Below are 22895 nucleotides of genomic sequence, written 5' to 3'. Positions count from 1 at the left end.
CACAAACGGGAGCTATACTTTATGAAAGCACCTTCTGAGTAAGGTGCTTTTTCTATTGATAATTTCCAAATTTTTATAGTTGAACTTTACGTTAACGTTAATGGTATAGTAAAATTGTTAGAATTTTCATTCAATGAGAGGGGATCGAATGGAAGGACGTTTATCTATCCAGCAAGTGGCTGAAAGATACGATGTGACCCAGCGGACCATCCGATACTATGAAGAACTTGGGCTGATCAAACCTTCCCGCAGCTCGGGAGGGCACCGTTCTTTTTCTGCGAAGGACTTAACACGTCTTGGGCTTGTTTTTCGTGGGAAAAAGTATGGGTTCCAGCTTGAAGAAATCAAAGAAATGATTCATCTTTTCGACCAGGATCCTTCTGGGGTCCGTCAGCTTGAACGGACGCTTACCTATGGAAAAGAAAAAATGCAGGAGGTGGACGATCGGATCCGGGAGTTGGAACAGTTAAAAGCGGAAATGGGACAGTGGCTCGAAAAATTCGAAGTAGAATTAAAGGAACGGAGAGGAGATCCTGTATGAATCTTTCTGAATTATTAGCTTACCAGTCTCGTAAGTATCCGGAAAAAGAAGGGATTGTCACACCTGAAGAACGTTTGACATATCAGGAGTGGAACAGCCAGGTCAATCAGTGTGCCAGAGGTTTGATGAGGCTAGGAATTCAGGCGGGTGACAAGGTCATCATCCATATGCCGAATACGAAGGAGTTCGTCATCAGTTATTTTGCGATCCACCGACTGGGGGCTATCGTCGTTCCCATTAATGCACGTTTGGTACAGGGGGAAATTGCTTATATATACGATCACAGTGATGCTGTCGCTTTGCTCACTCATGATTTGCTCATCGATCAGGTGAGAGGACTTGCTGATGAAAGACAGGGGACATTTATCAAAACTGGAGACGCTGACGGAGCCTGGCACTCGTTTTCGGATATTCTTGCAAAAGAAGAGCCACTGGAAATGGTAAATGAAGCCCATGAAGATGAAGAAGCTTCGATTTTATATACTTCAGGGACAACTGGGCAGCCAAAGGGGGTTGTCTTTACCCATAAAAATATTTTGACGGTCTCTTCAATGATGGCCGTGGAACTGGAAATGAAACCATCGAGCCGTATGCTTCATATGATGCCCTTCAGTCATTCCGCACCATTACATCTCTTTTTAGCAGGGGGCACGTTTGTCGGTGCCACACACATCATCGCTCCTACTTTTACTCCGGACTTATTACTTGAGCTTGTTTCGACTGAACGGGCGTCACACTTTTTCGGGGCACCTGTTGCTTATTTAATGACGGCCAAACATCCCAAAGTGAGGGAAACGGATTTGAGCTGGGTGAAATATTGGACTTATGGCGGCGCACCTTTGTCTAAAAAAGAAGTCGAGTTTGTGAGAGAGCAGTTTGAAACGGACAGCCTTTGCTGTTTGTACGGCTTGACGGAAGCAGGGCCAAGCGGAACGTTGCTGCTTCCACAGGAGCATGATGAAAAAGCGGGCAGTGTCGGGAAACGGGCGGCCCTTCATTGTGAAATGTGTCTAGTAGATGAAAATGGCTATAAAGTAGATAATGGCCGGGTGGGCGAAATCGCTCTTAAAGGTGAAGGAATTATGAAAGGCTACTATAAAGATGAAGAAAAAACGGCCGCAACCTTCCGTGATGGATGGCTCCTTACAGGGGATATGGGCGAAAAGGATGAAGACGGCTACTTGTGGGTCATTGACCGTAAAAAGGATATGATCATCTCGGGTGGTGTCAATGTTTATCCACGTGAAGTAGAAGAGCTCTTGTTGCAGCATCCACACATTGAGGATGTGGCTGTCGTAGGCGTACCTCATCCAGACTGGGGCGAGACGGTCAAAGCGCACATTGTTCAAAACGGGCAAATGACAGATGTGGAAAATGAATGCCGACGCTTTTTGGAGGATCAATTGGCGGATTACAAGATTCCGAAGCTCTATGAGGAAATGGAAGAGCTTCCGAGGAACGCGACGGGTAAATTATTGAAACATCGATTGCGAGAACAGGCGCGTCAAGCCTAAGGGGGTTGTGAAATGAACTTTTACGAAAGGGACGAGAACCTTCAGGATCTCCTGAAGGAAACGTGGGATGGACCTTTTCACCAGTGGGCCGATGAGCGACTCCGGTTTTTCGGTGAGAGGTGTGCCCAGGAGATTGATGAACGGGCGGTTCACACTGATCGTGAGGGTCAGCCGAAATTGATCAAATATGACAAGATGGGCAACGATATTTCAGAAGTATGGTTAAATGAAGGGTACAAAAAAACTATAGAAGAAACCTATGGGGAAGGAATCGTTGGTTATCTTCATAAGGATATTCCTGAGCTTGGAAAAAAAGGTGACTACATGTATTCGTACGCGCAAGGTTATCTTCTCTCTCAAGCAGAGCCTGGTTTTTACTGTCCAGTGACGTTGACGATGGCTACCGCTTATTTGATTGATCATTACGCAGATGAACAGTTGAAAACAACATATTTACCGCACGTGCTATCAACGGGAGAGGTCGAAATGTATGAAGGTGCGACTTTTCTAACGGAGCGCCAGGGCGGTTCAGATGTGGGCGCTAACGAAGTGAAAGCCATTAAAGAAGGCGGGTATTACAGGATCAATGGGGAAAAATATTTTGCCAGCAATGCGGGAGCCTGCGGGGTGGCTATGGTTCTTGCGCGGACAGAAGGCGCTCCATCAGGGACGAGAGGTCTCAGTCTGTTTCTTGTTCCCTGGAGGAATGAAAATGGAGAATTGAATGGTATTCAGATCCGAAGACTGAAAGATAAACTAGGCGTCCGTGCTGTACCATCCGCTGAAGTCGAATTTACCGGAGCGAAAGCGTTTATGGTTGGAGAAGCGGAGAGGGGGTTCTATTATATGATGGAAGCCTTGAACCTTTCCCGCGTTTGTAATGCGGTCGCTTCGATTGGTATTATGCGTCGTTCTTTAACAGAAGCCCAGGATTATGCCAGTAAGAGAAATGCATTCGGGCACTCGCTGATTGAATATCCGATGGTGAAAGATACCCTTGTTTCTATGACGGTTAAGCAGGAAGTGGAAACGAGAGCGGTTTTCGATTTAATCCAATCCTTTGAAAAAGTGGCTCGTACGCCAGAAGATGCAAGAATAGAAGAACACATCCTGAACCGTGTCCGCATTGCGATCATGAAAAAAGAAACAGCCGAACAGGCGGTGGATTTTACACATGAAGCGATTGAGATGCATGGAGGTAATGGATACATCGAAGACTTTGTTACGCCTCGTCTTTTGCGTGATGCTCAAGTATTGACAGTATGGGAAGGAACAGCGAATATTCTCGGCCTGGAAGTCTTAAAACTTTTCAATAAATATCAGGGGCACGAGTTATTTGTCCAACATATTCAAGAACGCTTGGACAAAGTTGCTCATCATGGGATAGAGCATACGCTGGTGAAAGAGGCGATTCTGAATTTTATCGCGTATGTAGACGAGGTATTAAAACAGCCGGCTGAAGTACAAACCTATTACAGCAAATCTCTTGCTGAAAAAATGGCTTTGCTTTATGAATCCGTCATTGCTCTTGAGATGATGGAAAAGGGGGCAAGGTTTGAAAAGGTTGGGAAACTGTTTATACACCGACAGATGCAAAGTGAGGGACCGAATGCAGAACCACTTGCCCTTCGTTACGCTGATGAAATTCTCCATCTGAATAAAGCTTTCTCCTGAATGAACAGGCGCACAGTTTTGTGCGTCTTTTTTATTATGTTTTGAAACTTTTAATATCCTCTACCGACTGTTTAATGTCCTCTAACTGAAAAAACGCGAACTCTACCAGCAAGGCCCCGTATTAATGAAACGGTTTCTGCTATGATAAGAAGGGGAACAAAGCTAAGGAGTTTCTTCATTGACGCTCTATCTTTATCATGTTAGCATATTAGCAAGCTAAAGGATTTCGGGAAAGGATGAATACCATTGGTTAAACGCCTTATGTTTGAAAAGCCATTGGGAATGCGGGATACGCTTCCCTTTTTTTATAATCAAAAATCGAAAGCGCGCCAACAATTATCGAATGCCATTCTTTCGTTCGGATATTCGTTCATGGATACGCCGATCATGGAATATCACGAAACGGTAGGAAAAGTGAGTGCGACACTTGATCAGCAATTGTTCAAGCTTCTGGATCAACAGGGACACACACTTGTATTGAGACCGGACATGACTGCACCGATCGCAAGGGTGGCAGCGTCTCAACTGAAAGATGCTGAGTTTCCGCTTCGTCTTGCTTATGAAGGCCCGGTTTTCCGTGCCCAGCAGACCGAAGGGGGGAAGCCGGCCCAATTTGAGCAGGTCGGAACGGAATTGATTGGGGACCACTCCTCTTATGGAGACGCAGAAGTCATCGCTCTCCTCGTTGAATCTTTAAAGCAGACTGGGCTTGATGATTTTGTGATTACAGTCGGTCACATAGGGTATGTGAAAGCCTTTTTCACAGATTTACTTGGCGATGATGAGGATACGATGGAATACCTTTTAAATTACTTATATAGAAAAAATTATGTCGGGTACAGGGAAGCGGTAAAAGAGCTTTCTGTATCGAAAGATAAAAAAGACGCCCTTCTTCAGCTCCTCGCTCTGAAAGGCGGCGAAGAAATCTTTGAGAGCAGTCGTTCACTTGCTCGGAATCAAGCCTGCATGCAGGCCGTAAATGAACTGAAACAGTTGTATCGTCTCCTCCAGCAGTACGAGGTCGAAAAATATATTCACTTTGATTTAAATTTGATCAGTCACATGGACTATTACACTGGGATTCTGTTCGAAGGCTATGCGCCGAACCTTGGGGCCCTTCTTTGTAACGGAGGCCGCTATGATACCTTACTTCCTTCTTTCCAGCTCAGTGCCTCAGCAACTGGATTTGCCGTCCATCTGGAACGTCTGGTAGAAGCATTGAACGAACAGGAGTCAGGTGACGGGCGTATCGGTGTCATCGTTGACGATGATAGTTACGGCCAAGGGTTGAAGGAAGCGAAGCGCTACCGTGAGGATGGTCAGGCGGTTCTTTTACAACACGTGGACCAAATCCCGGACTTACAGGCTTTTAAAGCGGAATTATTAGAAACGATCGATTTCACGAAAGGCGGAGGTGAGCGTGATGAGTAAGCCGTTGACCATTGCCATGCCGAAGGGCCGTATTTACGAAGAAGCGGCGGAACTGATGAAAAGAGCGGGCTATGAGCTGGAAGCAGACATGGATGAGTCAAGAAAGTTAATCCTGGAATTTCCTGAACAGAACATCCGCATCATGATGGCCAAACCTATGGATGTCGTCACATATGTAGAATATGGAGCGGCGGATATCGGGATCGCCGGTAAAGACGTCCTGCTTGAACAGGATCGGGATGTTTATGAAGTGCTTGATTTGAAAATCAGCCCCTGCTATGTAGCTGTAGCTGGACTGCCTGACCAGCCATTGAGCCGGATTGCACCAAAGATCGCTACGAAATATCCGAGAGTCGCTTCTGATTATTTCCGAGAGCAGGGCGAACAGATTGAAATCATTCCACTGAATGGATCCATTGAGCTCGCGCCTCTGATCGGTTTGGCAGATCGAATTGTCGATATCGTATCGACAGGACGTACGTTGAAAGAAAACGGGCTGGTGGAGTATGAGAAGATTACAGAGATTACATCGCGTTTGATTGTAAACCCGGTCAGTTACCGTTTGAAGAGTAACGAAATTGAGGAAATGGTAAGCAAACTAAGTGAAGTGATGGAAGGGGAGCGCTGATGAAGATCATTAATAAGTCTGATTTACAGTCATTGAAGCGTTCCGTCGACCAAGGAACAGAGGAACAGCGAAAATCTGTCCAGGAGATTATTGCACAGGTGAAGAGCCGGGGAGACGAAGCGGTTAAAGAATACACAGCGCGTTTTGACAGGGCCACTATGGAAACGTTCAAAGTCTCAAAAGAAGAGTTTGAACAGGCGTATGCTTCTTTAGATGGGGAGTTCGTCCAAATCTTACAGGAGGCCGCAGCAAACATCCGAGCTTTCCACGAAAAGCAGAAGACCTCTTCTTGGTTTGATGCTTCAGAAGACGGCACTCTATTAGGGCAAAAAATCACCCCGATTGATGCCGCAGGGGTTTACGTGCCGGGGGGAACGGCCGCTTACCCTTCTTCTGTTTTTATGAATGTGATTCCGGCTCAAGTGGCAGGTGTAGAGCGGGTTGTCATGGTGACTCCTCCCGGACAGGATGGAAAAGTACCAGACGGGGTCCTTCTTGCTGCACAAATCCTTGGCGTGGAAGATGTGTTTAAAGTAGGGGGAGCGCAGGCCATTGCCGCTCTTGCTTATGGAACAGAAACGATTCCCTCTGTGGATAAAATAACGGGTCCTGGAAATGTCTTCGTTGCGCTTGCGAAGCGTGAAGTATTCGGGGATGTCGATATTGATATGATCGCCGGCCCAAGCGAGATTGCCATTCTTGCCGATGATTCCGCCCGTGCGGAAGAAATCGCTGCCGATCTTCTATCTCAAGCGGAACACGACGCCCGTTCTTCAAGCGTCCTTGTGACAACAAGTGAGCGTCTTGCAAAGGCTGTGGAAAAAGAAGTGCAGGTACAGCTGGATTCCCTGCCTCGTGCTGATATCGCAAGAAAGAGCGTGGAAGACTATGGAATGATCGTGCTCTGTGAGACTTGGACAGAAGCAGTTAGCACCATCAATGAAATAGCGCCCGAACACCTGGAAATAGTGACGGAAGATCCGTTCCAGGAACTGGGGAAAATCAAGCATGCGGGAGCGATTTTTCTAGGGCCATACAGCAGTGAGCCTGTCGGGGACTATTTTGCAGGACCCAATCATGTACTGCCAACGAATGGAACGGCGCGTTTTTCAAGTCCTCTCAATGTCGATGACTTTGTAAAAAAATCGAGCGTCATTTCATACAGCAGACAGGCTCTTGAAACGAACGTCGACAAAATTGCCCGGTTCGCCCGGCTGGAAGGGTTGGAAGCCCACGCACGCGCAGTAGAGACACGTAAGGAGCGATGGAAATGACAGAAACGAGAGCAGCTAGAATTGAGCGAAAAACGAGAGAAACAGATATTCAGCTTGAACTTGGAATCGATGGAGGAGGTAAAGCGGACTTAGATGTTCAAGTTCCTTTTCTTTCTCACATGCTGGAATTGTTCACAAAACACGGTCTCTTCGATTTATCCGTTGTCGGTCGAGGCGATGTAGAAGTGGATGATCATCACTTAACGGAAGATATCGGGATTTGTCTTGGACAGGCGTTACGAGAAGCGGCCGGCGATAAATACGGCATGAAACGTTACGGCTCCATGACTCTGCCCATGGACGAGACGCTTGTCACGGTAGCTGTAGATTTGAGTGACCGTCCGCACCTGGAGTGGCGGGCAGAGCTTCCCAAGGATCGTGTGGGTACCTTTGATACGGAAAATGTTCATGAATTCTTCTGGAAACTTGCTGTAGAAGCTCGGATGAACTTACATATCGTCTTACATCATGGGCATAACACCCATCACATTATTGAGGCGATGTTCAAAGCCTTTGCACGTGCTTTGGATGAAGCGACTCAAATCGATCCACGCGTCAAAGGAGTTCCGAGTACGAAAGGAAGTTTATAATGATAGGCATCATCGATTATGGAATGGGCAATTTATTCAGTGTTTCAAAAGCGCTTGAACGACTCGGCGTGGATTACAAAATCGGGGACCGCCCCCAGTCGTTGGGAGAATGTGATGGGTACATCCTCCCTGGTGTAGGCGCATTTCCGGATGCCATGAGAGCACTTCAAGAGCATGGATTCATAGATTTTATAAAAGATAAAGTGGCCGAGGGGACACCGGTCTACGGCATATGTCTCGGCATGCAGCTGCTATTCGAGAGTAGTGAAGAAGGTGGATTGACGGAAGGATTAGGATTGTTACCAGGCACCATATCCCGTTTTCCAGGAATGGATGAGCGAGGACGTTCTTATAAAGTTCCGCATATGGGCTGGAACGAGCTTGAGATTCATCAGCCGGACAAACCTTTGATGACAGACGTAAAGGAAGACCACGTTTACTTCGTCCACTCTTTTGTTGTGAAGACGAACAATCCTTCTATTTTATATGCGACCTCTGATTATCATATGGAAGTGCCTGCAATCATTGGAAAAGGAAACCTTGTAGCGAGTCAGTTCCACCCGGAAAAAAGCGGGAGAGCCGGCATGCAGCTATTAGAGAACTTTTGTAAAGTAATGTGTAAACAGTGAGGAGTTTTAACGATGAGCTTTACGATCTATCCTGCAATTGATATGCGTGACGGAAAGTGTGTGCGTCTTGAGCAAGGTGACTTTGATAAAGAAACCGTTTATGGGGAGAACCCTTTTGAAGTGGCAAAGGAATTTGTAGACGCAGGGGCCTCATGGATCCATATGGTGGATCTTGATGGTGCGAAACAAGGTTCCAAGCAAAATGCGGAGCATGTGCTGCGAGTGGCGAAGGAACTGGACTGTCGTGTGCAGATTGGCGGAGGGATTCGATCAGAAGAAGATGTCCGCTTTTACTTGGACGCTGGTGTCGACCGTGTCATCATCGGTTCTCTTGCTGTCCGCGATGTGGAAACAACCAAACAGCTTCTTTCCAAGTATGGGGAACGGATTGCCATTGGATTGGATGCGCGTGACGGTTTTGTTTCGACAGCTGGATGGCTGGAACAATCGGAAGTGAAGGCGGTGGATTTAGGGAAAGACCTGGCTTTTGCTGGAGCGAAAACGTTCATATATACAGATATTGCGAAGGATGGCATGCTTTCAGGTCCGAATACGAAGGAAATCGTCCGCCTGGCTGAAGAAACAGGTGTGAATGTGATTGCTTCTGGAGGCATTAAAGGTTTGGATGACCTTAACGAACTGAAAGAATATAAGGATCGAAATGTAATAGGTTCGATTGTTGGGAAAGCTTTATACACGAACCAGTTCACCTTAAAAGAAGCACTTGATGTGGAGGTGGACTGAATGTTGTCAAAACGAATCATTCCCTGCCTGGATGTGAAGGAAGGCCGTGTGGTAAAAGGCATACAGTTTGTTGATATCCGTGATGCCGGCGACCCTGTTGAACTTGCGAAAGTGTATGATGAACAAGGGGCAGATGAGCTTGTGTTTCTCGATATCTCCGCCAGTCACGAGGGAAAGAAAACGATGATCGATGTCGTCCGTTCTGTTGCTTCTGAACTTGCTATTCCTTTTACAGTTGGGGGTGGCATAAGGACACTTGAAGACATCAAGGAAACTCTCCGAAATGGAGCAGATAAAGTATCCTTGAATTCTTCCGCTGTGAAAAGGCCGGCTCTGATTACGGAAGGAGCGGATTACTTCGGGAGTCAGTGCATCGTGGTAGCCATAGATGCCAAGTATGATAAAGAGACAGCGAACTGGCGCGTTTATACGCATGGGGGGCGCACACCGACCGATTGGCTTGTGACAGACTGGGCGAAAGAAGCGGTGAAGCTCGGAGCAGGAGAGATTCTGCTGACCTCCATGAATAAAGACGGAGAAAAATCCGGTTTTGACCTTCCTTTATTAAAAGCCGTGCAGGAAGTTGTGAATGTTCCTGTCATCGCTTCCGGAGGGGCAGGATCGAGTGACCATTTTTATGACGTATTTACGGAAGCTGATGCAGATGCTGCGCTCGCCGCATCGATTTTCCACTATAAAGAAACATCTGTGCAAAACGTGAAAGCGTATTTGAAGGGAAAAGGAGTGCCTGTGCGATGAATATCGATGAAATTCAATTTGATGAACAAGGTCTAGTTCCGGCGATTGTGCAAGATGCCAAGTCCAAAGCTGTACTGACCTTAGCCTACATGAATGAAGAATCTTTGAAAAAAACGTTGGAGATCGGTGAAACGGTATTTTACAGCCGTTCCCGTCAGGAATTGTGGCACAAAGGGGAAACTTCCGGAAATACACAGGAAGTAAGGAGCATCCATTACGATTGTGACCAGGATGCTTTGCTTGTTCAAGTGGTACCGTCGGGTCCAGCTTGTCACAAAGGGGATTACAGCTGCTTCTCTGAAGAGCTTACAGATTCCGAAAAGAAGCTGAAGGAAAATCGTTATCACATTCTGGACGAGCTTCAAACTGTTCTGGCAGATCGAAAAGCGACCCTTCCTGAAGGATCTTACACATCCACTCTGTTTCAGGAAGGTGTCGACCGGATTGCGAAGAAAATCGGTGAAGAAGCAGGGGAAGTCATCATTGCTGCGAAAAATGATGATCCAGAGGAAATTGCTCTGGAGTCTGCCGATCTATTGTTCCATCTCTTATTAATTCTTACGGATCGTCAAGTTCCGTTGGATGATGTTCTTGATGTTTTGGAAAAACGTCATTCCTAAAAGGATTACATTTTTCTCCTATTTCTCTGTAAACATTTATGTTATACTGCATAATTAGTGAGATTTGAAACGGAAACAGGGGGACAGTCATGACGACAACACTTAAAGGAACTACAGCACAACAGGATACGAACATCATCCCATTTGTACCTACAGGTTCATTTTATTTTTCTCATGGGATTCAGGCTTTTCAAAAGCGTCGTTTCAGTGCTGCTGTCAAGTGGCTGAAAAAGGCGGTTGAAGCTTCTCCCGAGGAACCATTGTATCCATGCCAACTTTCTGTTGTTTACACGGAAGTTGGCTCTTATCATGCCGCCAATCAGGTACTGACTGAGGTGTTGGCTGAACACGGAAAAGAATACGTTGATTGTTACTATCTGATGGCAAATAATTACGCACACCTCGGTCTTCTTAATGATGCCAAAAAATATGTAGACACCTATTTAGAACAACCCGGTGACGGCGAATTTGAAGAAGCGGCTAAACAATTGAGGGATATGCTTGATTCTTTAGAGGAAGAAGATGAAGACGATGATTGGGCGTTTGAGGACGAAGATGAGCTCATCATCTATCAGGAAACTGCCTTTTACCATTTAGAACACGAAGAATGGGATCAGGCCTTAAGTGTTCTTGATGAAATGATGGAGCTTTTCCCAGAATTTAAAATCGCCAAACACCGATACGCCTACGCGTTATTCATGAACGGAAACCGTGACGAAGCGATTCAATTTGAAAAAGAGACCCTGGAGAAGGAACCAGCGAACATCCACTGTGACGTGAATTTGGCTGCCTTTTATTTGAAACAGGGCATGAAGGAAGAAGCGGCTTTTCACATTGAACGGCTCCGTAATGTATTTCCAATGCATGAACAGCAAAAACTAGCCGTAGCTGAGACGCTAGCGAGAGCGGGCTATTACAAGGAAGCGGTCGAACGGTTCAAGTCGCTTCGCGATAAGCAGGTCACTCGACGCAGAGTGTATTACAAATGGTACAGCATCTCTGTTTATCATACAGGTAACCCATCTAAAGCCTTGCAGCTTTGGGAACAGGGATGCAAACAGTTCCCGAAGATGGGAAAAGAAGGCGGGCCCTGGGAACAGGAATAGGTGAACATGCATTTCTTTTCTCTGTAAGCACATTAATGGACTGTTTTCGTATGATTTACTATGATATGTACAAGAAATGCAACTGAGATTATTCGGATTCATAAGGAGTGAAGATTGATGAGTGAAGATCGCATTTATGATGTCATCATTGCCGGGGCAGGCCCTGCTGGTATGACAGCAGCTGTTTACACTTCCCGTGCCAACTTGGATACGCTTATGATTGAGCGTGGGATTCCAGGTGGTCAGATGGCTAATACGGAAGATGTTGAAAACTATCCGGGCTTTGAAAGTATTCTTGGACCAGACTTATCCAACAAGATGTTCGATCACGCGAAAAAATTCGGTGCAGAATATGCGTACGGCGACATCAAAGAGGTCGTAGACGGCAAGGAATACAAGACAGTCAAAGCTGGTAATAAAGAATATAAAGCACGTGCTGTCATCGTAACGACAGGTGCTCAATATAAAGAACTTGGTGTGCAGGGTGAAAAAGAACTCGGAGGCCGCGGGGTTTCCTATTGCGCGGTTTGTGATGGCGCATTCTTCCGTGATAAAGAACTGGTTGTTGTAGGCGGAGGAGATTCTGCAGTAGAAGAAGGGGTCTACCTTACACGCTTTGCAAGCAAAGTGACAATCGTTCACCGTCGTGATGAATTACGCGCCCAGAAGATTCTTCAGGATCGCGCATTTGATAACGACAAGATCGATTTCATCTGGGATACCGTTGTCAAATCCATCAATGAAAAAGATGGTAAAGTAGGAAGCGTCACGCTTCACAATAAAAAAACAGATGAAGAATATGATTTCGATACCAATGGTACGTTCATTTATATCGGAATGATTCCATTGTCCACACCTTTCGAAAGCCTAGGCATTACAAATGAACAAGGATATATCGAAACAGATGAAAACATGGAAACGAAAGTACCTGGTGTATTCGCTGCCGGGGATATCCGTGAAAAAGAATTGCGTCAAATTGTGACAGCAACTGGTGATGGAAGTATCGCCGCACAATCGGCCCAGCACTATATTGAAAATCTTTTAGAGGAATTAAAGGTCGTCAATTAAAAAGAAACACCATCTTAACTCGGGTGTAACACCCATGAAATATTTTCCTGTTACGATGGAAATGATTAATTGACCCCCTTTTAATAGATTAATCTCTATGAGGCACAGGTGCTCGTCATCTGTGTCTTTTTTTGTTTTGATCTGTTAAATCGGGATGTTTGAATAGCAGGACTTTAATGGGTTGATTTCGAGATGGAATGGGAAAGGAGTGGCGGGGTATGACTCGCCTTCCCGTAAGCTTCCGTTCACACATGAATTTTGAAACCGGGTCTTCCAGGGCGACCTGTATAGATTCAAGATAAGTTTAAGGAAATAGTTTTCAATTCAGGCTGTGGAACATAATATTGTAGCAACCTGTGTATTCATTGTATAATGGGTGGAGATGCCCTCTAGAAAGAAATTGAGGTGACCATAACGATGCAGCGTGTAGCGAATTGTATTTTGAAAGTTGATGGTTCCGTATTGATGTTAAAAAAACCACGCAGAGGCTGGTATGTTGCCCCTGGCGGGAAGATGGAAGCCGGAGAGAATATTAAAGATTCTGTCGTCCGTGAGTTTAAAGAGGAAACGGGTCTTTCCATCGAAAATCCAGAGCTTCGTGGTTCCTTTACATTCGTCATGCGGGAAGAGGAGAAAACCGCTCAAGAATGGATGATGTTTACATTTTACAGTACGAGCTATTCTGGAGATCTGCTTGATGAAAGTGAAGAAGGTGAACTGGAGTGGGTTCCGGTTAGTGAAGTTCTACAAAAGCCGATGGCAGAGGGAGATCGGAGAATTTTCAAGCACATCTTAAGCAGTGAAGAGCAAGTATATGGAACATTTGTATATACGACGGACTTCCGCTTGATCGATGAAGATTTGGATCCGTCACGACCTGACTAATGGGGAGCGATGAAAGATGCCAGTAAATGCCAACGATACTCAGTTAGTAATCATCACAGGAATGTCAGGGGCAGGAAAAACCGTAGCTGTTCAAAGTTTTGAAGATCTCGGTTTTTTTTGTGTCGATAACTTACCACCGGCCCTGCTTCCGAAGTTTCTTGAACTGATGAAAGATTCCAGCAACAATATCCAAAATGTGGCTCTTGTGATGGATTTGCGTGGACGAGAATTCTTTGATGCGCTCTTTGATTCTCTTGACCGTCTTGGAAAAGAAGAATGGCTGCAGGAACACATTCTATTCCTTGATTCAGAAGATCAGGCGCTTGTTTCCCGCTATAAAGAAACACGAAGATCTCATCCACTTGCAAAAGAAGGGTTGCCCCTTGAAGGTATTCGTAGAGAGAGAAAAATGCTGGATGAGCTGAGAGGGCGTTCGCAGACGATTATTGATACGACATCGTTGAAACCGAAAGAACTGAGGGAGCGGATCATTGAAAAGTACCGTCAGCAGGAACAACAAGTGTTTTCCATTCAGATGGTATCCTTCGGTTTCAAGTATGGCGTTCCGATTGATGCAGACTTAATGTTTGATGTGCGTTTCCTTCCGAACCCGCACTATGTTGAACATATGCGGCCGTTGACAGGGTTGAATACAGAAGTCTCCTCCTATGTTTTTAAATGGACAGATACACAGAAGTTCCTTGAAAAACTGAAGGACCTGCTGCATTTCATGCTTCCTCAATATAAACGAGAAGGAAAAAGTCAGCTTGTCATTGCTATCGGTTGTACAGGCGGTCAACACCGTTCTGTAGCTCTTGCTGAGCATTTATCGGAATACTTCTCTACAGACTTCGTGACTCATGTCACGCATAGAGACATTGATAAAAGAAAGGGTTTGTAACGGATGGATCATAAGACCAACCCGCGTGTCGTCGTTGTAGGTGGCGGGACCGGAATGCCTGTGCTGTTGCGCGGATTAAAAAATTTACCGATTGATCTCTCAGCCATTGTCACGGTTGCTGATGACGGTGGAAGTTCCGGCCGCCTGCGGGACGAGATGGCCATTCCCGCCCCGGGGGATATCCGGAATGTCGTGGCCGCCCTATCCGATGCTGAACCTATGCTCCTTGAGCTTTTTCAACACCGGTTTGCAGCGGGGAATGGCCTGTCCGGTCATTCTATGGGGAATCTTCTGCTGGCTGCGATGGCATCAATGACGGGAGACTTTTATAAAGGAATTAAGGAAATCTCCAGAGTCCTGAATGTGCGTGGTCATATTTATCCGATTGCCAATCATTCCATGAACCTCCATGCGGAGATGGAGGATGGAACGGTCGTTACCGGTGAATCAAGTATTCCGAAACAAAACAAGAAAATAAAAAGGGTGTATGTAAGTCCTACGCCAATTCAGCCTTTGCCAGAAGCCGTAGAGGCCATTAAGTCTGCAGATTTAATTGTGATTTCTCCCGGAAGTCTGTACACCAGCATATTGCCGAATATCATCATTCCAGAAATCGGGCAGGCATTGAAAGAAACGAAAGCGATGGTCACTTATATATGCAACGTGATGACACAGGAGGGAGAGACTTCCGGTTACACGGCTGCTGATCATATCCAGGCCCTATTTGATCATATTGGAGAAGGTGTGTTACAGTCAGTGATTGTGCATAATCAACCCATTGATCAAGGAGTAAGGGCTGCGTATGCAGAAGAAAATGCAGAACCCGTTGTTTACGATATTGAAAGAATTAAATCCATGGGATTGAAAGTCATAGAAGAAGATATCATCGACCATAGCAAGCCTATGTTACGTCATGACACAGATAAATTAGCAAAATTATTGCACTCTATGCTTTAGGTGTTGCTTGGTAGGTAGAAGGGGGTGTACATCATGTCATTTGCATCAGAGATTAAAAAAGAATTAACGAACGTAGAAGCAGATACCTGCTGTATGGAATCGGAACTGGCTGCCCTTGTGCGCATGAACGGAACCTTTTCCCTTTCCAATCGTGAATATATTCTGGATGTACAAACAGAGAATGCAGCGATTGCCAGAAGGATCTACACGTTAATCAAAAAGCTTTATCCCTACCCGGTAGAACTCCTTGTCCGGAAAAAAATGAGGTTAAAAAAGAACAATGTTTATATTGTCAGGATGACGGAGAAAGCGAAAGTCGTTCTTGAAGATCTTGAAATTCTGAAAGGTCCTCTATCCATTAATCCAGACATCCCTCAAAAGTATTTGAACGATACGTGTTGTAAAAGGGCTTATTTACGAGGAGCATTTCTTGCAGGCGGTTCCGTCAATAACCCGGAAACCTCTTCCTATCATCTTGAGATTTACTCTTCTGATGAGGAACACAACGAGGCGTTGTGTAAGCTTATGAATAGCTTCGGGTTGCACGCAAGGACACTCAGTCGTAAAAAAGGATACATCACTTATTTGAAAGAAGCGGATAAAATTACGGAGCTCATTAGCAATATTGGAGCACACCAGGCCCTTTTCAAGTTTGAAGATGTAAGGATCGTCCGGGATATGAGGAACTCTGTCAATCGTCTCGTCAACTGTGAGACGGCGAATTTGAATAAAACGATCGGGGCCGCTTTCCGCCAAGTGGAGAACATAAAATTCATTAAACGGACAGTAGGTCTAGAAGCTCTGCCAGATAAATTGCAGGAGATTGCATCCTTAAGATTGCAGCACCAGGAAGTTTCCTTGAAAGAGCTTGGGGAGTATGTTTCCGGCGGGTCGATTAGTAAATCCGGCATCAATCACCGGCTGCGTAAAATCGACGAGTTCGCCGAAAAAGTAAGAAAAGGCGAAGTGACAGAAAACACAAGAAATTAATGTTTCCTTAACAAATTCATGCTATAATGAAATACAATTATAAACGCTTTCGAAAAGAGAGCGTTCTTTTTCCTAAGTATTGAATCCGCTTACAAAGAAGTTGAAATATAGAATGAGAGGAGAATGACAGGTGATTGAAAGGACGATCGTAATTGAGCTAGAGACAGGTTTACAGGCAAGGCCAGCTGCACAATTCGTACAAGAAGCGAACAAATTTACCGCAGACGTTTTTATTGAAAAAGGTGAAAAACGGGTGAATGCCAAAAGTATAATGGGGTTAATGAGCCTTGCTGTCGGAACTGATGAAGAAATCAAATTGATTGCAGATGGTTCTGATGAGGAAGAAGCGATGCAGGTGCTGACAGACTTCGTAAAGAATGAATAATCTGTATTTATGTGAAAAAATGAACGTTCTCCAGTGAGGGAACGTTCTCATACAGAACAAAAAAATCCGCTGTGGAATTCACAGCGGATTTTGCTTTTTATTATTGTTCGTTTTTCTCCATGACTTTGTCAATCAAACCATAGTCTACAGCTTCATGAGCAGACATGAAGTTATCACGATCCGTGTCGCGTTCGATGACTTCCATCGGTTGTCCAGTTCGCTCAGCAAGAATCTTATTCAGCTTCTCACGCATTTTGATGATACGCTTGGCGTGGATTTCGATGTCAGAAGCCTGACCTTGTGTTCCTCCAAGTGGTTGGTGAATCATGACTTCACTGTTAGGTAGTGCATAACGTTTGCCAGGCTCACCGGCGTTCAGCAAGAATGCTCCCATTGATGCGGCCATACCTGTGCAGATTGTAGATACGTTCGGTTTGATGAACTGCATCGTGTCATAAATCGCCATACCTGCTGTGATCGATCCACCAGGAGAGTTGATGTATAGGGAAATATCTTTCTCTGGGTCGTCAGCAGCAAGGAAAAGCAGCTGTGCAACAACAGAGTTTGAGATGTTATCATCAATCGGGCTTCCCAGCATGATGATGCGGTCTTTAAGTAAGCGGGAGTAAATATCATAAGCACGTTCTCCGCGGTTTGTCTGTTCAATAACTGTAGGGACTAAATTCATTTGAAATTCCTCCTTAACATCAAATTAATAATGATGGAATACATTCATCATACCTATAAGGTCAATAAAGGTCAAACAAAAACAATCGACCTTTTATTCTTTCATTCAGCAAGGGTTGCTGCGCCTTTTAAGTATGAAAAACGGTTATTATTATTCGTTCTATGTGATGTGTTCCAATTCCTTCTACCATCATACCCTAAATTTACCTATATAAACGTCCATACCTATATTTAAGCTATATGACAGGACCGGGTAAAACTAAATTTCGAGATGTTTGTGGGATTCTAGAGGCTCCGGGAAAAGTTTCGCTTCCCATGGACGCCCTGAACCGCTCACGCAAATGTCTCCTAATTAAGCCTACTAAAATAGTAAGCTTATCTTGAAGATCAAAAAATGGGTTGCGTTTTTTGCTGATTCTACTTATAATATTAAATGCATGTCGCTTTTGCGCCCGTAGCTCAGTTGGATAGAGCGGTAGATTCCGGTTCTACGTCAGTCGGGGGTTCGAATCCTCTCGGGCGCGCTAACCGTAAACAATCGTTGTTATGACGGTGTTTACATTCGAAAATTTCAGCGTAATCGTCTCCGGTAAGATAACGGAAGGACGTAAACCTCGTAAAACGGAACGCATATTTTCCGTGGGGTTATCGTCTTTATCTTACGGAGTATTTACGTCAATCCGAGGCCTCTCGCGCAACCAAACGGTTGTGAGCGGGAGGTCTTTTTTGTTATGCCGAAAATGAATCGTAGAGCAGCTCGTAAGCCTGGCGTAATGAAACGTTGGGATTCGACAGTTTATTCTCGATCGAACGAATCAATTTCCGTTTCAGATGCTTTGGAGAAAGTAATGCTCGTCTATGAAACGGAAGGTTATCGAGAAAAGACTGTCCGTAGTTATCGTTCTTACTATGAGGAGTTCATCGAGATTGTCCGCAGAGAGAACGTGTCAGATATCACAAAAGATGATGCGAGGCGTTATATAAAGTTTTTATTGGATAAACGAGGGTTATCTCCCGTCACCGTAAACATACGCCTTGCAAGCCTCCGTAGTGTCTTTAATCGCATGGTTTCCGAAAACATACTTGAAGAATCTCCTTTAGACAGTGTGAAAAAGCTTAGAACAGACGAAGGGAAAGTATTTTCACTTACAGATAATCAGGTGACGAGGCTTTTTAATGCAGTAGATACTGATACGTTTGCTGGATACAGAGACTATGTAGCTATGCTTGTTATGTTAAAAAGTGGGCTTCGTTCAAATGAAGTTAATTCACTAGATATCATAGACCTTGACCTAGATAATCGCGTGATGATGTTACCAGGTGCAAAGAACAAGAATCGTAAATCTAGAAGCGTGCCGATGACCGTGCAGGTTGCACAAGAGGTTAGAAATTTAATTGCAGAAGAGAGGGAGTATTTCGGACCCGATATTCAAAAAGTTTTCGTGAGTCAGTTCGGCCAACAATTAAGAGATGACCATCTTCGGAAGAGGTTGGATAAGTATGCGAGAAAAGCAGGTTTAAAAGGTGAGTGCCGCGCCTCTCCACATTCTTTGAGACATACTTTCGCTGTCAGGTTTCTGAGTTCTGGGGGCGATCTCAAATCACTTCAATCCATATTGGGGCATTCAGACTTAGCTTCAACTGAAGTCTATGTGAAGTACACAGATGAAAGAGTTAAGGAGAATTTCGATAAAGTCACAGCTAAAGACACAAAGAGACTTTAAGAATAAAAAAAGGGTGCAACCGCCGAAGTATGGACTTGCCACACTTGACGATATACACCGCTATGCCTAAGTGAAGTATATCGAAAAATTAAGGGACTGTCAATATTCTGCCAGTCTGCGCATTTTTAAGAACATACGTTCGGTATTGCCTCAAACGAGGAGCGAACCGCAATGACGATATATCTATCCAAATATTCAACGTTCAACAGCGTTGAGGAGATGAATCACCAAGTCTCCGCGCATGAGAAGGCGCAGGCAGACGAATTAACTGCGACCATGCGTACTGTTCTCCGTTTCATTTCGCGCTATGCCGTTAAGTACGCAGGAGCCGCGCATTTGAAGACGACAACCATAGCGGAATCCATCGGAAAGACTGACCGAACTATCAGACGCATATTAAGCCGCCTGGAAGCGTTAGGGATTATCGAGCGTATTCCGTTCATGCGCAAGAAATCAGGCGGATCAGGGGCGAATATTATCCGTATATTGCCGTATATGTCAGAGCGCATGTCCGACCGTGAAGTCGAGGAGAAGGCACGTCCAACAACGGTTGAAAGCGACAATTTGCGAAAAGAAACATTACCCAAGCGTAAATCAAATAATACATTATTAGATACGAGGAGCTTGCGCCAGTCTATTCCGGAATCCATCTATAACGTCATGGCTCCGTTCTTCAATGCGGAGGAGCTTTACGAGGTTTACGGCGTGCTTTTGAGAGCAAAGGCGAGTGTCGATCGGTCCATTAGGGCGGAAGATCATACGGAGTATATAGACGCATTCCTAGCGTGTGTGAGGCGTTATAAAGCGAGAAAGGTACGCAAGCTAACCGGTTATCTATATCGCTCATGGGTACGAGTTAGTCGGCGTATAATACTGCAAGAGATGGCGGACAGCGTGTATAATTAACGTAACTGTACGTAACAGATACCGCAAATACCAGGCGCAGGCTCCCGACGGACGCGCACGCTAAAAAACCGAGGGCTCAACCGTTTATGGACGTTCCCTCAGCGCTGAGATATATGCAATATTAACCGATGAGTCGATCGGTTAACCACCGCACAAACCGCGCCAAATCAACGATGTATGAATAAGTGAATAATCGATAATATCGCCAAGTCGAATAAACACCGTCAAATCAACGTTTATACAGCGATTGTATTCAGTATAACGGCGATTATGTTAACTAGAAATGAATATACTATACGTTAATTTGCATGCTGGAACGGTGTAATATTACCCGCCGGGGAGGGGTCGATCTGCGGGCCGCTGCCGGCTGTCGAAAGTAAGCGAGAACTAATTTTTGACCTCGGGGGTAAAAATACACAAACTAAGTTGTTACCTTGAGAATTAGTTGGCAATTATGAAATATTCACCATGCTTTTCGATATAAATATGAGGAAATTACGCCGCCTATAAAACTATTTCCAAAAGTTTAACAAATACATATTTGTTGGTGCTATATTAAAGTTAGAGGAGGAATTAAGTATGTCTATTTACAGAGCTAACGACAACGTTTATTCTGCAGTGGATGAATTGGTAGAAAGTGGAGTGGTAGCTATTTTGGATACTACACAAGCTGCGGAAAAATACATGGAAAGAATAATAAAAGCTGCTAAACCGTACAATGTTGATAGTCGAGCAGATTTTATGAAACACCTTGAGAATCACGATTATTTATACTTCGTATATGATGGTGAAAAGTATCCTCCAGGCGAGAGGTTAGAAAACAAGATAATAGAAATAGATAAAAATAACCCCTAAAAAAGCTCAATTTTGAGCTTTTTTTTATTTCCCAGTATTCGATCCTCGTTTATCGTGTGGAGTGGATATAATCATAGAAAAAAGACGCCTTACTTTTCGACGTCTACAATCTTCAATATCTTACCAATATCATCAATCTCTAAAGTTTCACAAACCTTCGCTAAAGTATCCCGTTGAAACCGCATAGTATCATCGTTATATAACCTACGTACAGATTCAAACTTACAGTCACTTCTTTTAGCTAGCTCCCTAATTGACCAACCTTTCTTATCCAATACTTCCTTTAATGTACACTTGATTTCAACTGTCATCCTAATCACTCCTTTACTTATGTAAAGATTTATCTTAAGTTTACCATATTTTATCCGATTGACTACGTATAATTGTCAGAAAGTTATTGACAACGTAAATTAGTCAGTTTATTATAAGGGTGTGACAACGAAAGTTAGTCAAATGTGAGGAGGGTTTTTGATGGTAAGAGAAGAAACGCAAGAGGTAAACGTACTGTTCCACGTTAAGGAAGAAAACGGCAGCACTAAGGTATTACCCGCAGACAAGGGGCGCATCCTGACGCCTGGATACGTCTTAGCTTACGGAGAAGGGTCCGAAGTTGATATTTACGCGTATGATCGTAGGGATGGCGATACGGTCGAAATCTGGAACGACAATCACGCATTGTTTTCGTTCAACTACCTCGTAGGTAACGAAGAAACACACGATAGGATTACGGCGATGATTAAGGAAGGCGTAAGTGTGGTCGACTGGTTGCGCTGTGCCGTTCAACTGAACAGCGAAGCACACGAAGGAGGTACGTACTAATGAGCGACTTCGTTTATCTGACGCCATCACCAGCAGAAACAATCGAGTTTCAAGTCGTATTCAAGCGCGAAAAGACGGGGAATATCTCCGCAAGGTTATTCGTAGCTGGACGAGTCTTTGCGAAAAGGGTTATATCAGCCGGTCGATTCTACGAGTTATATCCGGAAACGTCGAGGTACTTTACGGTGAAAGCCGATGAAATTTACCTGACGGAAATTACTGCGTTGTTCGGCGATTCTGTAGCGAGTCAATTATTCGATCAAATGGAGGTTGTTTAAATGAGTGAAGCGCAAATTTATTTCGAGGAGTTCAAGGCGTTGTCCGATCAGGTTACGGTAAGGTTCGAGGAATTAAACGCAGCCCAATCGGAACTCGACAAGGCTTTATCTCGGGCTTATCACGAGTTGGAACGTATCTCCGTGGACTTTTCACCGGACGAAGGGTATGAGCATTCTAAGCGCATCAAAACGATACTTCATCGACGTAGGGCCGTTAAGGACGAGCTAGTTCGAATCCAGCCGATGTACGACTTATTAAATAAGAACGTCGGAAAGGTCGAGGCGGATTATGTCCGGAGGGTGGAAAAAGGCGATGCTATGAAAAAAAGCCTCGGCTGCCCTATAACGGTTGAAGAAGCAATGCGCGAGTGGATCGATTAAATGAATACTTTGGTGCTCGATAAACTGCGGCAACAGTTCGAGGTAAATGGAGGTTTCTACATACGTAAAAAGACCCGAAGCGTTAACTTCGGATCCGGCGGTATCGTATGAGCGACCTTAACAGCCACGGTCTGGCGGCAAACAGATCGGCAAATACGAGGAGTCAGCGACGGCATATCGCTGGCTTCTTTTTTATTGTAAAGGAATATATCGGATAAATCAAGAACGTTTGTTCGTATTTGTGCGAAATGTTCGGTAGGGCGCAAACTTTCGTATCGGACGGACTATAACATATTACGCGCAAAGTTACGACTCAGGGCGCAAAGGTAGCGTTCGAGAACCGTATTACATCTTAGGAGGTGATCTTATTGCGGAAAAATCGAAAAGCCATCGTCAGCATCTATATGGCAGACCGCCTAATCAAGCGAGGATTCACTGTGGTCGAAGTAAAGCCGTCGAATGTGAGGCGAGGTAAGGCTGCGTTTATGTTTGAGGACACGCCGGAACTACATCGGGCCATGAGCGAATTATCTTATCGAAAAAATTAAA

27 protein-coding genes and 1 tRNA gene are annotated in these 22895 nt (G+C 44.7%); 26 read left to right on the top strand and 2 right to left on the bottom strand.

What is annotated here, in order from left to right; all coding sequences use genetic code 11:
* The first annotated feature begins 148 nt into the window (after positions 1 to 148).
* The 18 genes from J0K78_RS17190 to J0K78_RS17105 all read left to right on the top strand — a co-directional run bounded on the left by J0K78_RS17190 (position 149) and on the right by J0K78_RS17105 (position 16696).
* Complete coding sequence (locus J0K78_RS17190) at positions 149 to 541, top strand: MerR family transcriptional regulator (RefSeq protein ID WP_206948230.1); 393 nt, start codon at positions 149 to 151, stop codon at positions 539 to 541.
* Positions 538 to 2055 (top strand): class I adenylate-forming enzyme family protein, encoded by a 1518-nt coding sequence (locus J0K78_RS17185; protein ID WP_206948229.1) that lies wholly within the window; start codon positions 538 to 540, stop codon positions 2053 to 2055. Before J0K78_RS17190 ends, J0K78_RS17185 begins: the two co-directional genes overlap by 4 nt.
* A gap of 12 nt (positions 2056 to 2067) precedes the next feature.
* Positions 2068 to 3729 carry an acyl-CoA dehydrogenase family protein gene (locus tag J0K78_RS17180; protein WP_206948228.1) on the top strand — a complete coding sequence of 554 codons (1662 nt, stop codon included), beginning with the start codon at positions 2068 to 2070 and terminating at the stop codon, positions 3727 to 3729.
* Positions 3730 to 3975: 246 nt separating this feature from the next.
* Complete coding sequence (locus tag J0K78_RS17175) at positions 3976 to 5160, top strand: ATP phosphoribosyltransferase regulatory subunit (protein ID WP_206948227.1); 1185 nt, start codon at positions 3976 to 3978, stop codon at positions 5158 to 5160.
* Positions 5153 to 5788 carry an ATP phosphoribosyltransferase gene (gene hisG, locus J0K78_RS17170; protein ID WP_206948226.1) on the top strand — a complete coding sequence of 212 codons (636 nt, stop codon included), beginning with the start codon at positions 5153 to 5155 and terminating at the stop codon, positions 5786 to 5788. Before J0K78_RS17175 ends, hisG begins: the two co-directional genes overlap by 8 nt.
* A complete protein-coding gene (hisD, locus tag J0K78_RS17165) occupies positions 5788 to 7062 on the top strand; it encodes a histidinol dehydrogenase (RefSeq protein ID WP_206948225.1) in 1275 nt (424 codons plus the stop codon). Before hisG ends, hisD begins: the two co-directional genes overlap by 1 nt.
* A complete protein-coding gene (hisB, locus tag J0K78_RS17160; RefSeq protein ID WP_206948224.1) occupies positions 7059 to 7652 on the top strand; it encodes an imidazoleglycerol-phosphate dehydratase HisB in 594 nt (197 codons plus the stop codon). The genes hisD and hisB overlap by 4 nt, the downstream gene beginning before the upstream one ends.
* Positions 7652 to 8281 carry an imidazole glycerol phosphate synthase subunit HisH gene (gene hisH / locus J0K78_RS17155; protein WP_206948223.1) on the top strand — a complete coding sequence of 210 codons (630 nt, stop codon included), beginning with the start codon at positions 7652 to 7654 and terminating at the stop codon, positions 8279 to 8281. The genes hisB and hisH overlap by 1 nt, the downstream gene beginning before the upstream one ends.
* A gap of 12 nt (positions 8282 to 8293) precedes the next feature.
* Positions 8294 to 9025 (top strand): 1-(5-phosphoribosyl)-5-[(5-phosphoribosylamino)methylideneamino]imidazole-4-carboxamide isomerase, encoded by a 732-nt coding sequence (gene hisA / locus J0K78_RS17150; RefSeq protein ID WP_206948222.1) that lies wholly within the window; start codon positions 8294 to 8296, stop codon positions 9023 to 9025.
* Positions 9026 to 9784 (top strand): imidazole glycerol phosphate synthase subunit HisF, encoded by a 759-nt coding sequence (hisF, locus tag J0K78_RS17145; protein ID WP_206948221.1) that lies wholly within the window; start codon positions 9026 to 9028, stop codon positions 9782 to 9784.
* On the top strand, positions 9781 to 10404 hold the full coding sequence (gene hisIE, locus J0K78_RS17140) for a bifunctional phosphoribosyl-AMP cyclohydrolase/phosphoribosyl-ATP diphosphatase HisIE (RefSeq protein WP_206948220.1): 624 nt from the start codon (positions 9781 to 9783) through the stop codon (positions 10402 to 10404). Before hisF ends, hisIE begins: the two co-directional genes overlap by 4 nt.
* 89 nt (positions 10405 to 10493) lie before the next feature.
* Entirely contained in the window at positions 10494 to 11510 is a 1017-nt protein-coding gene (locus tag J0K78_RS17135) for a tetratricopeptide repeat protein (RefSeq protein WP_206948219.1), read from the top strand.
* 117 nt (positions 11511 to 11627) lie between these two features.
* Entirely contained in the window at positions 11628 to 12578 is a 951-nt protein-coding gene (gene trxB / locus J0K78_RS17130; RefSeq protein WP_206948218.1) for a thioredoxin-disulfide reductase, read from the top strand.
* A 417-nt stretch (positions 12579 to 12995) separates the two neighbouring features.
* Complete coding sequence (locus J0K78_RS17125) at positions 12996 to 13463, top strand: 8-oxo-dGTP diphosphatase (RefSeq protein ID WP_160911537.1); 468 nt, start codon at positions 12996 to 12998, stop codon at positions 13461 to 13463.
* A 16-nt stretch (positions 13464 to 13479) separates the two neighbouring features.
* On the top strand, positions 13480 to 14364 hold the full coding sequence (gene rapZ / locus J0K78_RS17120) for an RNase adapter RapZ (protein ID WP_160911539.1): 885 nt from the start codon (positions 13480 to 13482) through the stop codon (positions 14362 to 14364).
* Positions 14365 to 14367: 3 nt separating this feature from the next.
* On the top strand, positions 14368 to 15321 hold the full coding sequence (locus J0K78_RS17115; RefSeq protein WP_206948217.1) for a gluconeogenesis factor YvcK family protein: 954 nt from the start codon (positions 14368 to 14370) through the stop codon (positions 15319 to 15321).
* 33 nt (positions 15322 to 15354) lie between these two features.
* Positions 15355 to 16311 carry a DNA-binding protein WhiA gene (gene whiA, locus J0K78_RS17110; RefSeq protein WP_206948216.1) on the top strand — a complete coding sequence of 319 codons (957 nt, stop codon included), beginning with the start codon at positions 15355 to 15357 and terminating at the stop codon, positions 16309 to 16311.
* 130 nt (positions 16312 to 16441) lie between these two features.
* Positions 16442 to 16696 carry an HPr family phosphocarrier protein gene (locus tag J0K78_RS17105; RefSeq protein ID WP_160911545.1) on the top strand — a complete coding sequence of 85 codons (255 nt, stop codon included), beginning with the start codon at positions 16442 to 16444 and terminating at the stop codon, positions 16694 to 16696.
* Positions 16697 to 16796: 100 nt separating this feature from the next.
* On the opposite strand, the gene clpP is transcribed toward J0K78_RS17105, so the two are convergent.
* Positions 16797 to 17384 carry an ATP-dependent Clp endopeptidase proteolytic subunit ClpP gene (gene clpP, locus J0K78_RS17100; protein ID WP_089651364.1) on the bottom strand — a complete coding sequence of 196 codons (588 nt, stop codon included), beginning with the start codon at positions 17382 to 17384 and terminating at the stop codon, positions 16797 to 16799.
* 447 nt (positions 17385 to 17831) lie between these two features.
* Here clpP and J0K78_RS17095 point away from each other — a divergent pair.
* The 4 genes from J0K78_RS17095 to J0K78_RS17080 all read left to right on the top strand — a co-directional run bounded on the left by J0K78_RS17095 (position 17832) and on the right by J0K78_RS17080 (position 20868).
* Positions 17832 to 17907 (top strand) — tRNA-Arg (locus tag J0K78_RS17095).
* Positions 17908 to 18114: 207 nt separating this feature from the next.
* Positions 18115 to 19107: a tyrosine-type recombinase/integrase gene (locus tag J0K78_RS17090; RefSeq protein ID WP_242517936.1), complete on the top strand. Its 993-nt coding sequence runs from the start codon at positions 18115 to 18117 to the stop codon at positions 19105 to 19107.
* A gap of 171 nt (positions 19108 to 19278) precedes the next feature.
* Positions 19279 to 20013, top strand: a complete 735-nt coding sequence (locus J0K78_RS17085; RefSeq protein ID WP_206948215.1) for a helix-turn-helix domain-containing protein — start codon at positions 19279 to 19281, stop codon at positions 20011 to 20013.
* 579 nt (positions 20014 to 20592) lie between these two features.
* Positions 20593 to 20868 (top strand): hypothetical protein, encoded by a 276-nt coding sequence (locus tag J0K78_RS17080; RefSeq protein ID WP_206948214.1) that lies wholly within the window; start codon positions 20593 to 20595, stop codon positions 20866 to 20868.
* Between the two features lie 89 nt (positions 20869 to 20957).
* Here the strand turns inward: J0K78_RS17080 and J0K78_RS17075 are convergent, their stop codons facing one another.
* Complete coding sequence (locus tag J0K78_RS17075; protein WP_206948213.1) at positions 20958 to 21179, bottom strand: helix-turn-helix domain-containing protein; 222 nt, start codon at positions 21177 to 21179, stop codon at positions 20958 to 20960.
* Between the two features lie 160 nt (positions 21180 to 21339).
* On the opposite strand from J0K78_RS17075, the gene J0K78_RS17070 reads away from it, so the two are divergent.
* From J0K78_RS17070 to J0K78_RS17055, 4 genes are all read left to right on the top strand, one after another.
* Entirely contained in the window at positions 21340 to 21687 is a 348-nt protein-coding gene (locus tag J0K78_RS17070; protein WP_206948212.1) for a hypothetical protein, read from the top strand.
* Complete coding sequence (locus tag J0K78_RS17065; RefSeq protein ID WP_206948211.1) at positions 21687 to 21965, top strand: hypothetical protein; 279 nt, start codon at positions 21687 to 21689, stop codon at positions 21963 to 21965. The genes J0K78_RS17070 and J0K78_RS17065 overlap by 1 nt, the downstream gene beginning before the upstream one ends.
* A gap of 39 nt (positions 21966 to 22004) precedes the next feature.
* The gene (locus J0K78_RS17060; RefSeq protein WP_206948210.1) at positions 22005 to 22346 is read left to right on the top strand and encodes a hypothetical protein; all 342 of its coding nucleotides are present in this window, start codon (positions 22005 to 22007) and stop codon (positions 22344 to 22346) included.
* 368 nt (positions 22347 to 22714) lie between these two features.
* Complete coding sequence (locus tag J0K78_RS17055) at positions 22715 to 22894, top strand: DUF5659 domain-containing protein (RefSeq protein WP_206948209.1); 180 nt, start codon at positions 22715 to 22717, stop codon at positions 22892 to 22894.
* Position 22895 lies beyond the last annotated feature (1 nt).

Source organism: Halobacillus sp. GSS1, from assembly GCF_017307035.1.
Classification (GTDB): Bacteria; Bacillota; Bacilli; order Bacillales; family Halobacillaceae; genus Halobacillus; species Halobacillus litoralis.
This window is presented reverse-complemented; position numbering and strand designations above follow the sequence as displayed.

Excerpts from the sequence above, each read along its gene's own strand:
- hisD (WP_206948225.1), top strand. The coding sequence starts at position 5,788 with ATGAAGATCATTAATAAGTCTGATTTACAGTCATTGAAGCGTTCCGTC.
- J0K78_RS17085 (WP_206948215.1), top strand. The coding sequence starts at position 19,279 with ATGACGATATATCTATCCAAATATTCAACGTTCAACAGCGTTGAGGAG.
- clpP (WP_089651364.1), bottom strand. The coding sequence starts at position 17,384 with ATGAATTTAGTCCCTACAGTTATTGAACAGACAAACCGCGGAGAACGT.
- hisF (WP_206948221.1), top strand. The coding sequence starts at position 9,026 with ATGTTGTCAAAACGAATCATTCCCTGCCTGGATGTGAAGGAAGGCCGT.
- J0K78_RS17080 (WP_206948214.1), top strand. The coding sequence starts at position 20,593 with ATGTCTATTTACAGAGCTAACGACAACGTTTATTCTGCAGTGGATGAA.
- J0K78_RS17075 (WP_206948213.1), bottom strand. The coding sequence starts at position 21,179 with ATGACAGTTGAAATCAAGTGTACATTAAAGGAAGTATTGGATAAGAAA.
- J0K78_RS17185 (WP_206948229.1), top strand. The coding sequence starts at position 538 with ATGAATCTTTCTGAATTATTAGCTTACCAGTCTCGTAAGTATCCGGAA.
- trxB (WP_206948218.1), top strand. The coding sequence starts at position 11,628 with ATGAGTGAAGATCGCATTTATGATGTCATCATTGCCGGGGCAGGCCCT.
- rapZ (WP_160911539.1), top strand. The coding sequence starts at position 13,480 with ATGCCAGTAAATGCCAACGATACTCAGTTAGTAATCATCACAGGAATG.
- hisH (WP_206948223.1), top strand. The coding sequence starts at position 7,652 with ATGATAGGCATCATCGATTATGGAATGGGCAATTTATTCAGTGTTTCA.
- hisA (WP_206948222.1), top strand. The coding sequence starts at position 8,294 with ATGAGCTTTACGATCTATCCTGCAATTGATATGCGTGACGGAAAGTGT.
- hisG (WP_206948226.1), top strand. The coding sequence starts at position 5,153 with ATGAGTAAGCCGTTGACCATTGCCATGCCGAAGGGCCGTATTTACGAA.
- J0K78_RS17115 (WP_206948217.1), top strand. The coding sequence starts at position 14,368 with ATGGATCATAAGACCAACCCGCGTGTCGTCGTTGTAGGTGGCGGGACC.
- J0K78_RS17065 (WP_206948211.1), top strand. The coding sequence starts at position 21,687 with ATGAGCGACTTCGTTTATCTGACGCCATCACCAGCAGAAACAATCGAG.
- hisB (WP_206948224.1), top strand. The coding sequence starts at position 7,059 with ATGACAGAAACGAGAGCAGCTAGAATTGAGCGAAAAACGAGAGAAACA.
- J0K78_RS17070 (WP_206948212.1), top strand. The coding sequence starts at position 21,340 with ATGGTAAGAGAAGAAACGCAAGAGGTAAACGTACTGTTCCACGTTAAG.
- J0K78_RS17180 (WP_206948228.1), top strand. The coding sequence starts at position 2,068 with ATGAACTTTTACGAAAGGGACGAGAACCTTCAGGATCTCCTGAAGGAA.
- J0K78_RS17190 (WP_206948230.1), top strand. The coding sequence starts at position 149 with ATGGAAGGACGTTTATCTATCCAGCAAGTGGCTGAAAGATACGATGTG.
- J0K78_RS17125 (WP_160911537.1), top strand. The coding sequence starts at position 12,996 with ATGCAGCGTGTAGCGAATTGTATTTTGAAAGTTGATGGTTCCGTATTG.
- whiA (WP_206948216.1), top strand. The coding sequence starts at position 15,355 with ATGTCATTTGCATCAGAGATTAAAAAAGAATTAACGAACGTAGAAGCA.
- hisIE (WP_206948220.1), top strand. The coding sequence starts at position 9,781 with ATGAATATCGATGAAATTCAATTTGATGAACAAGGTCTAGTTCCGGCG.
- J0K78_RS17135 (WP_206948219.1), top strand. The coding sequence starts at position 10,494 with ATGACGACAACACTTAAAGGAACTACAGCACAACAGGATACGAACATC.
- J0K78_RS17090 (WP_242517936.1), top strand. The coding sequence starts at position 18,115 with ATGCCGAAAATGAATCGTAGAGCAGCTCGTAAGCCTGGCGTAATGAAA.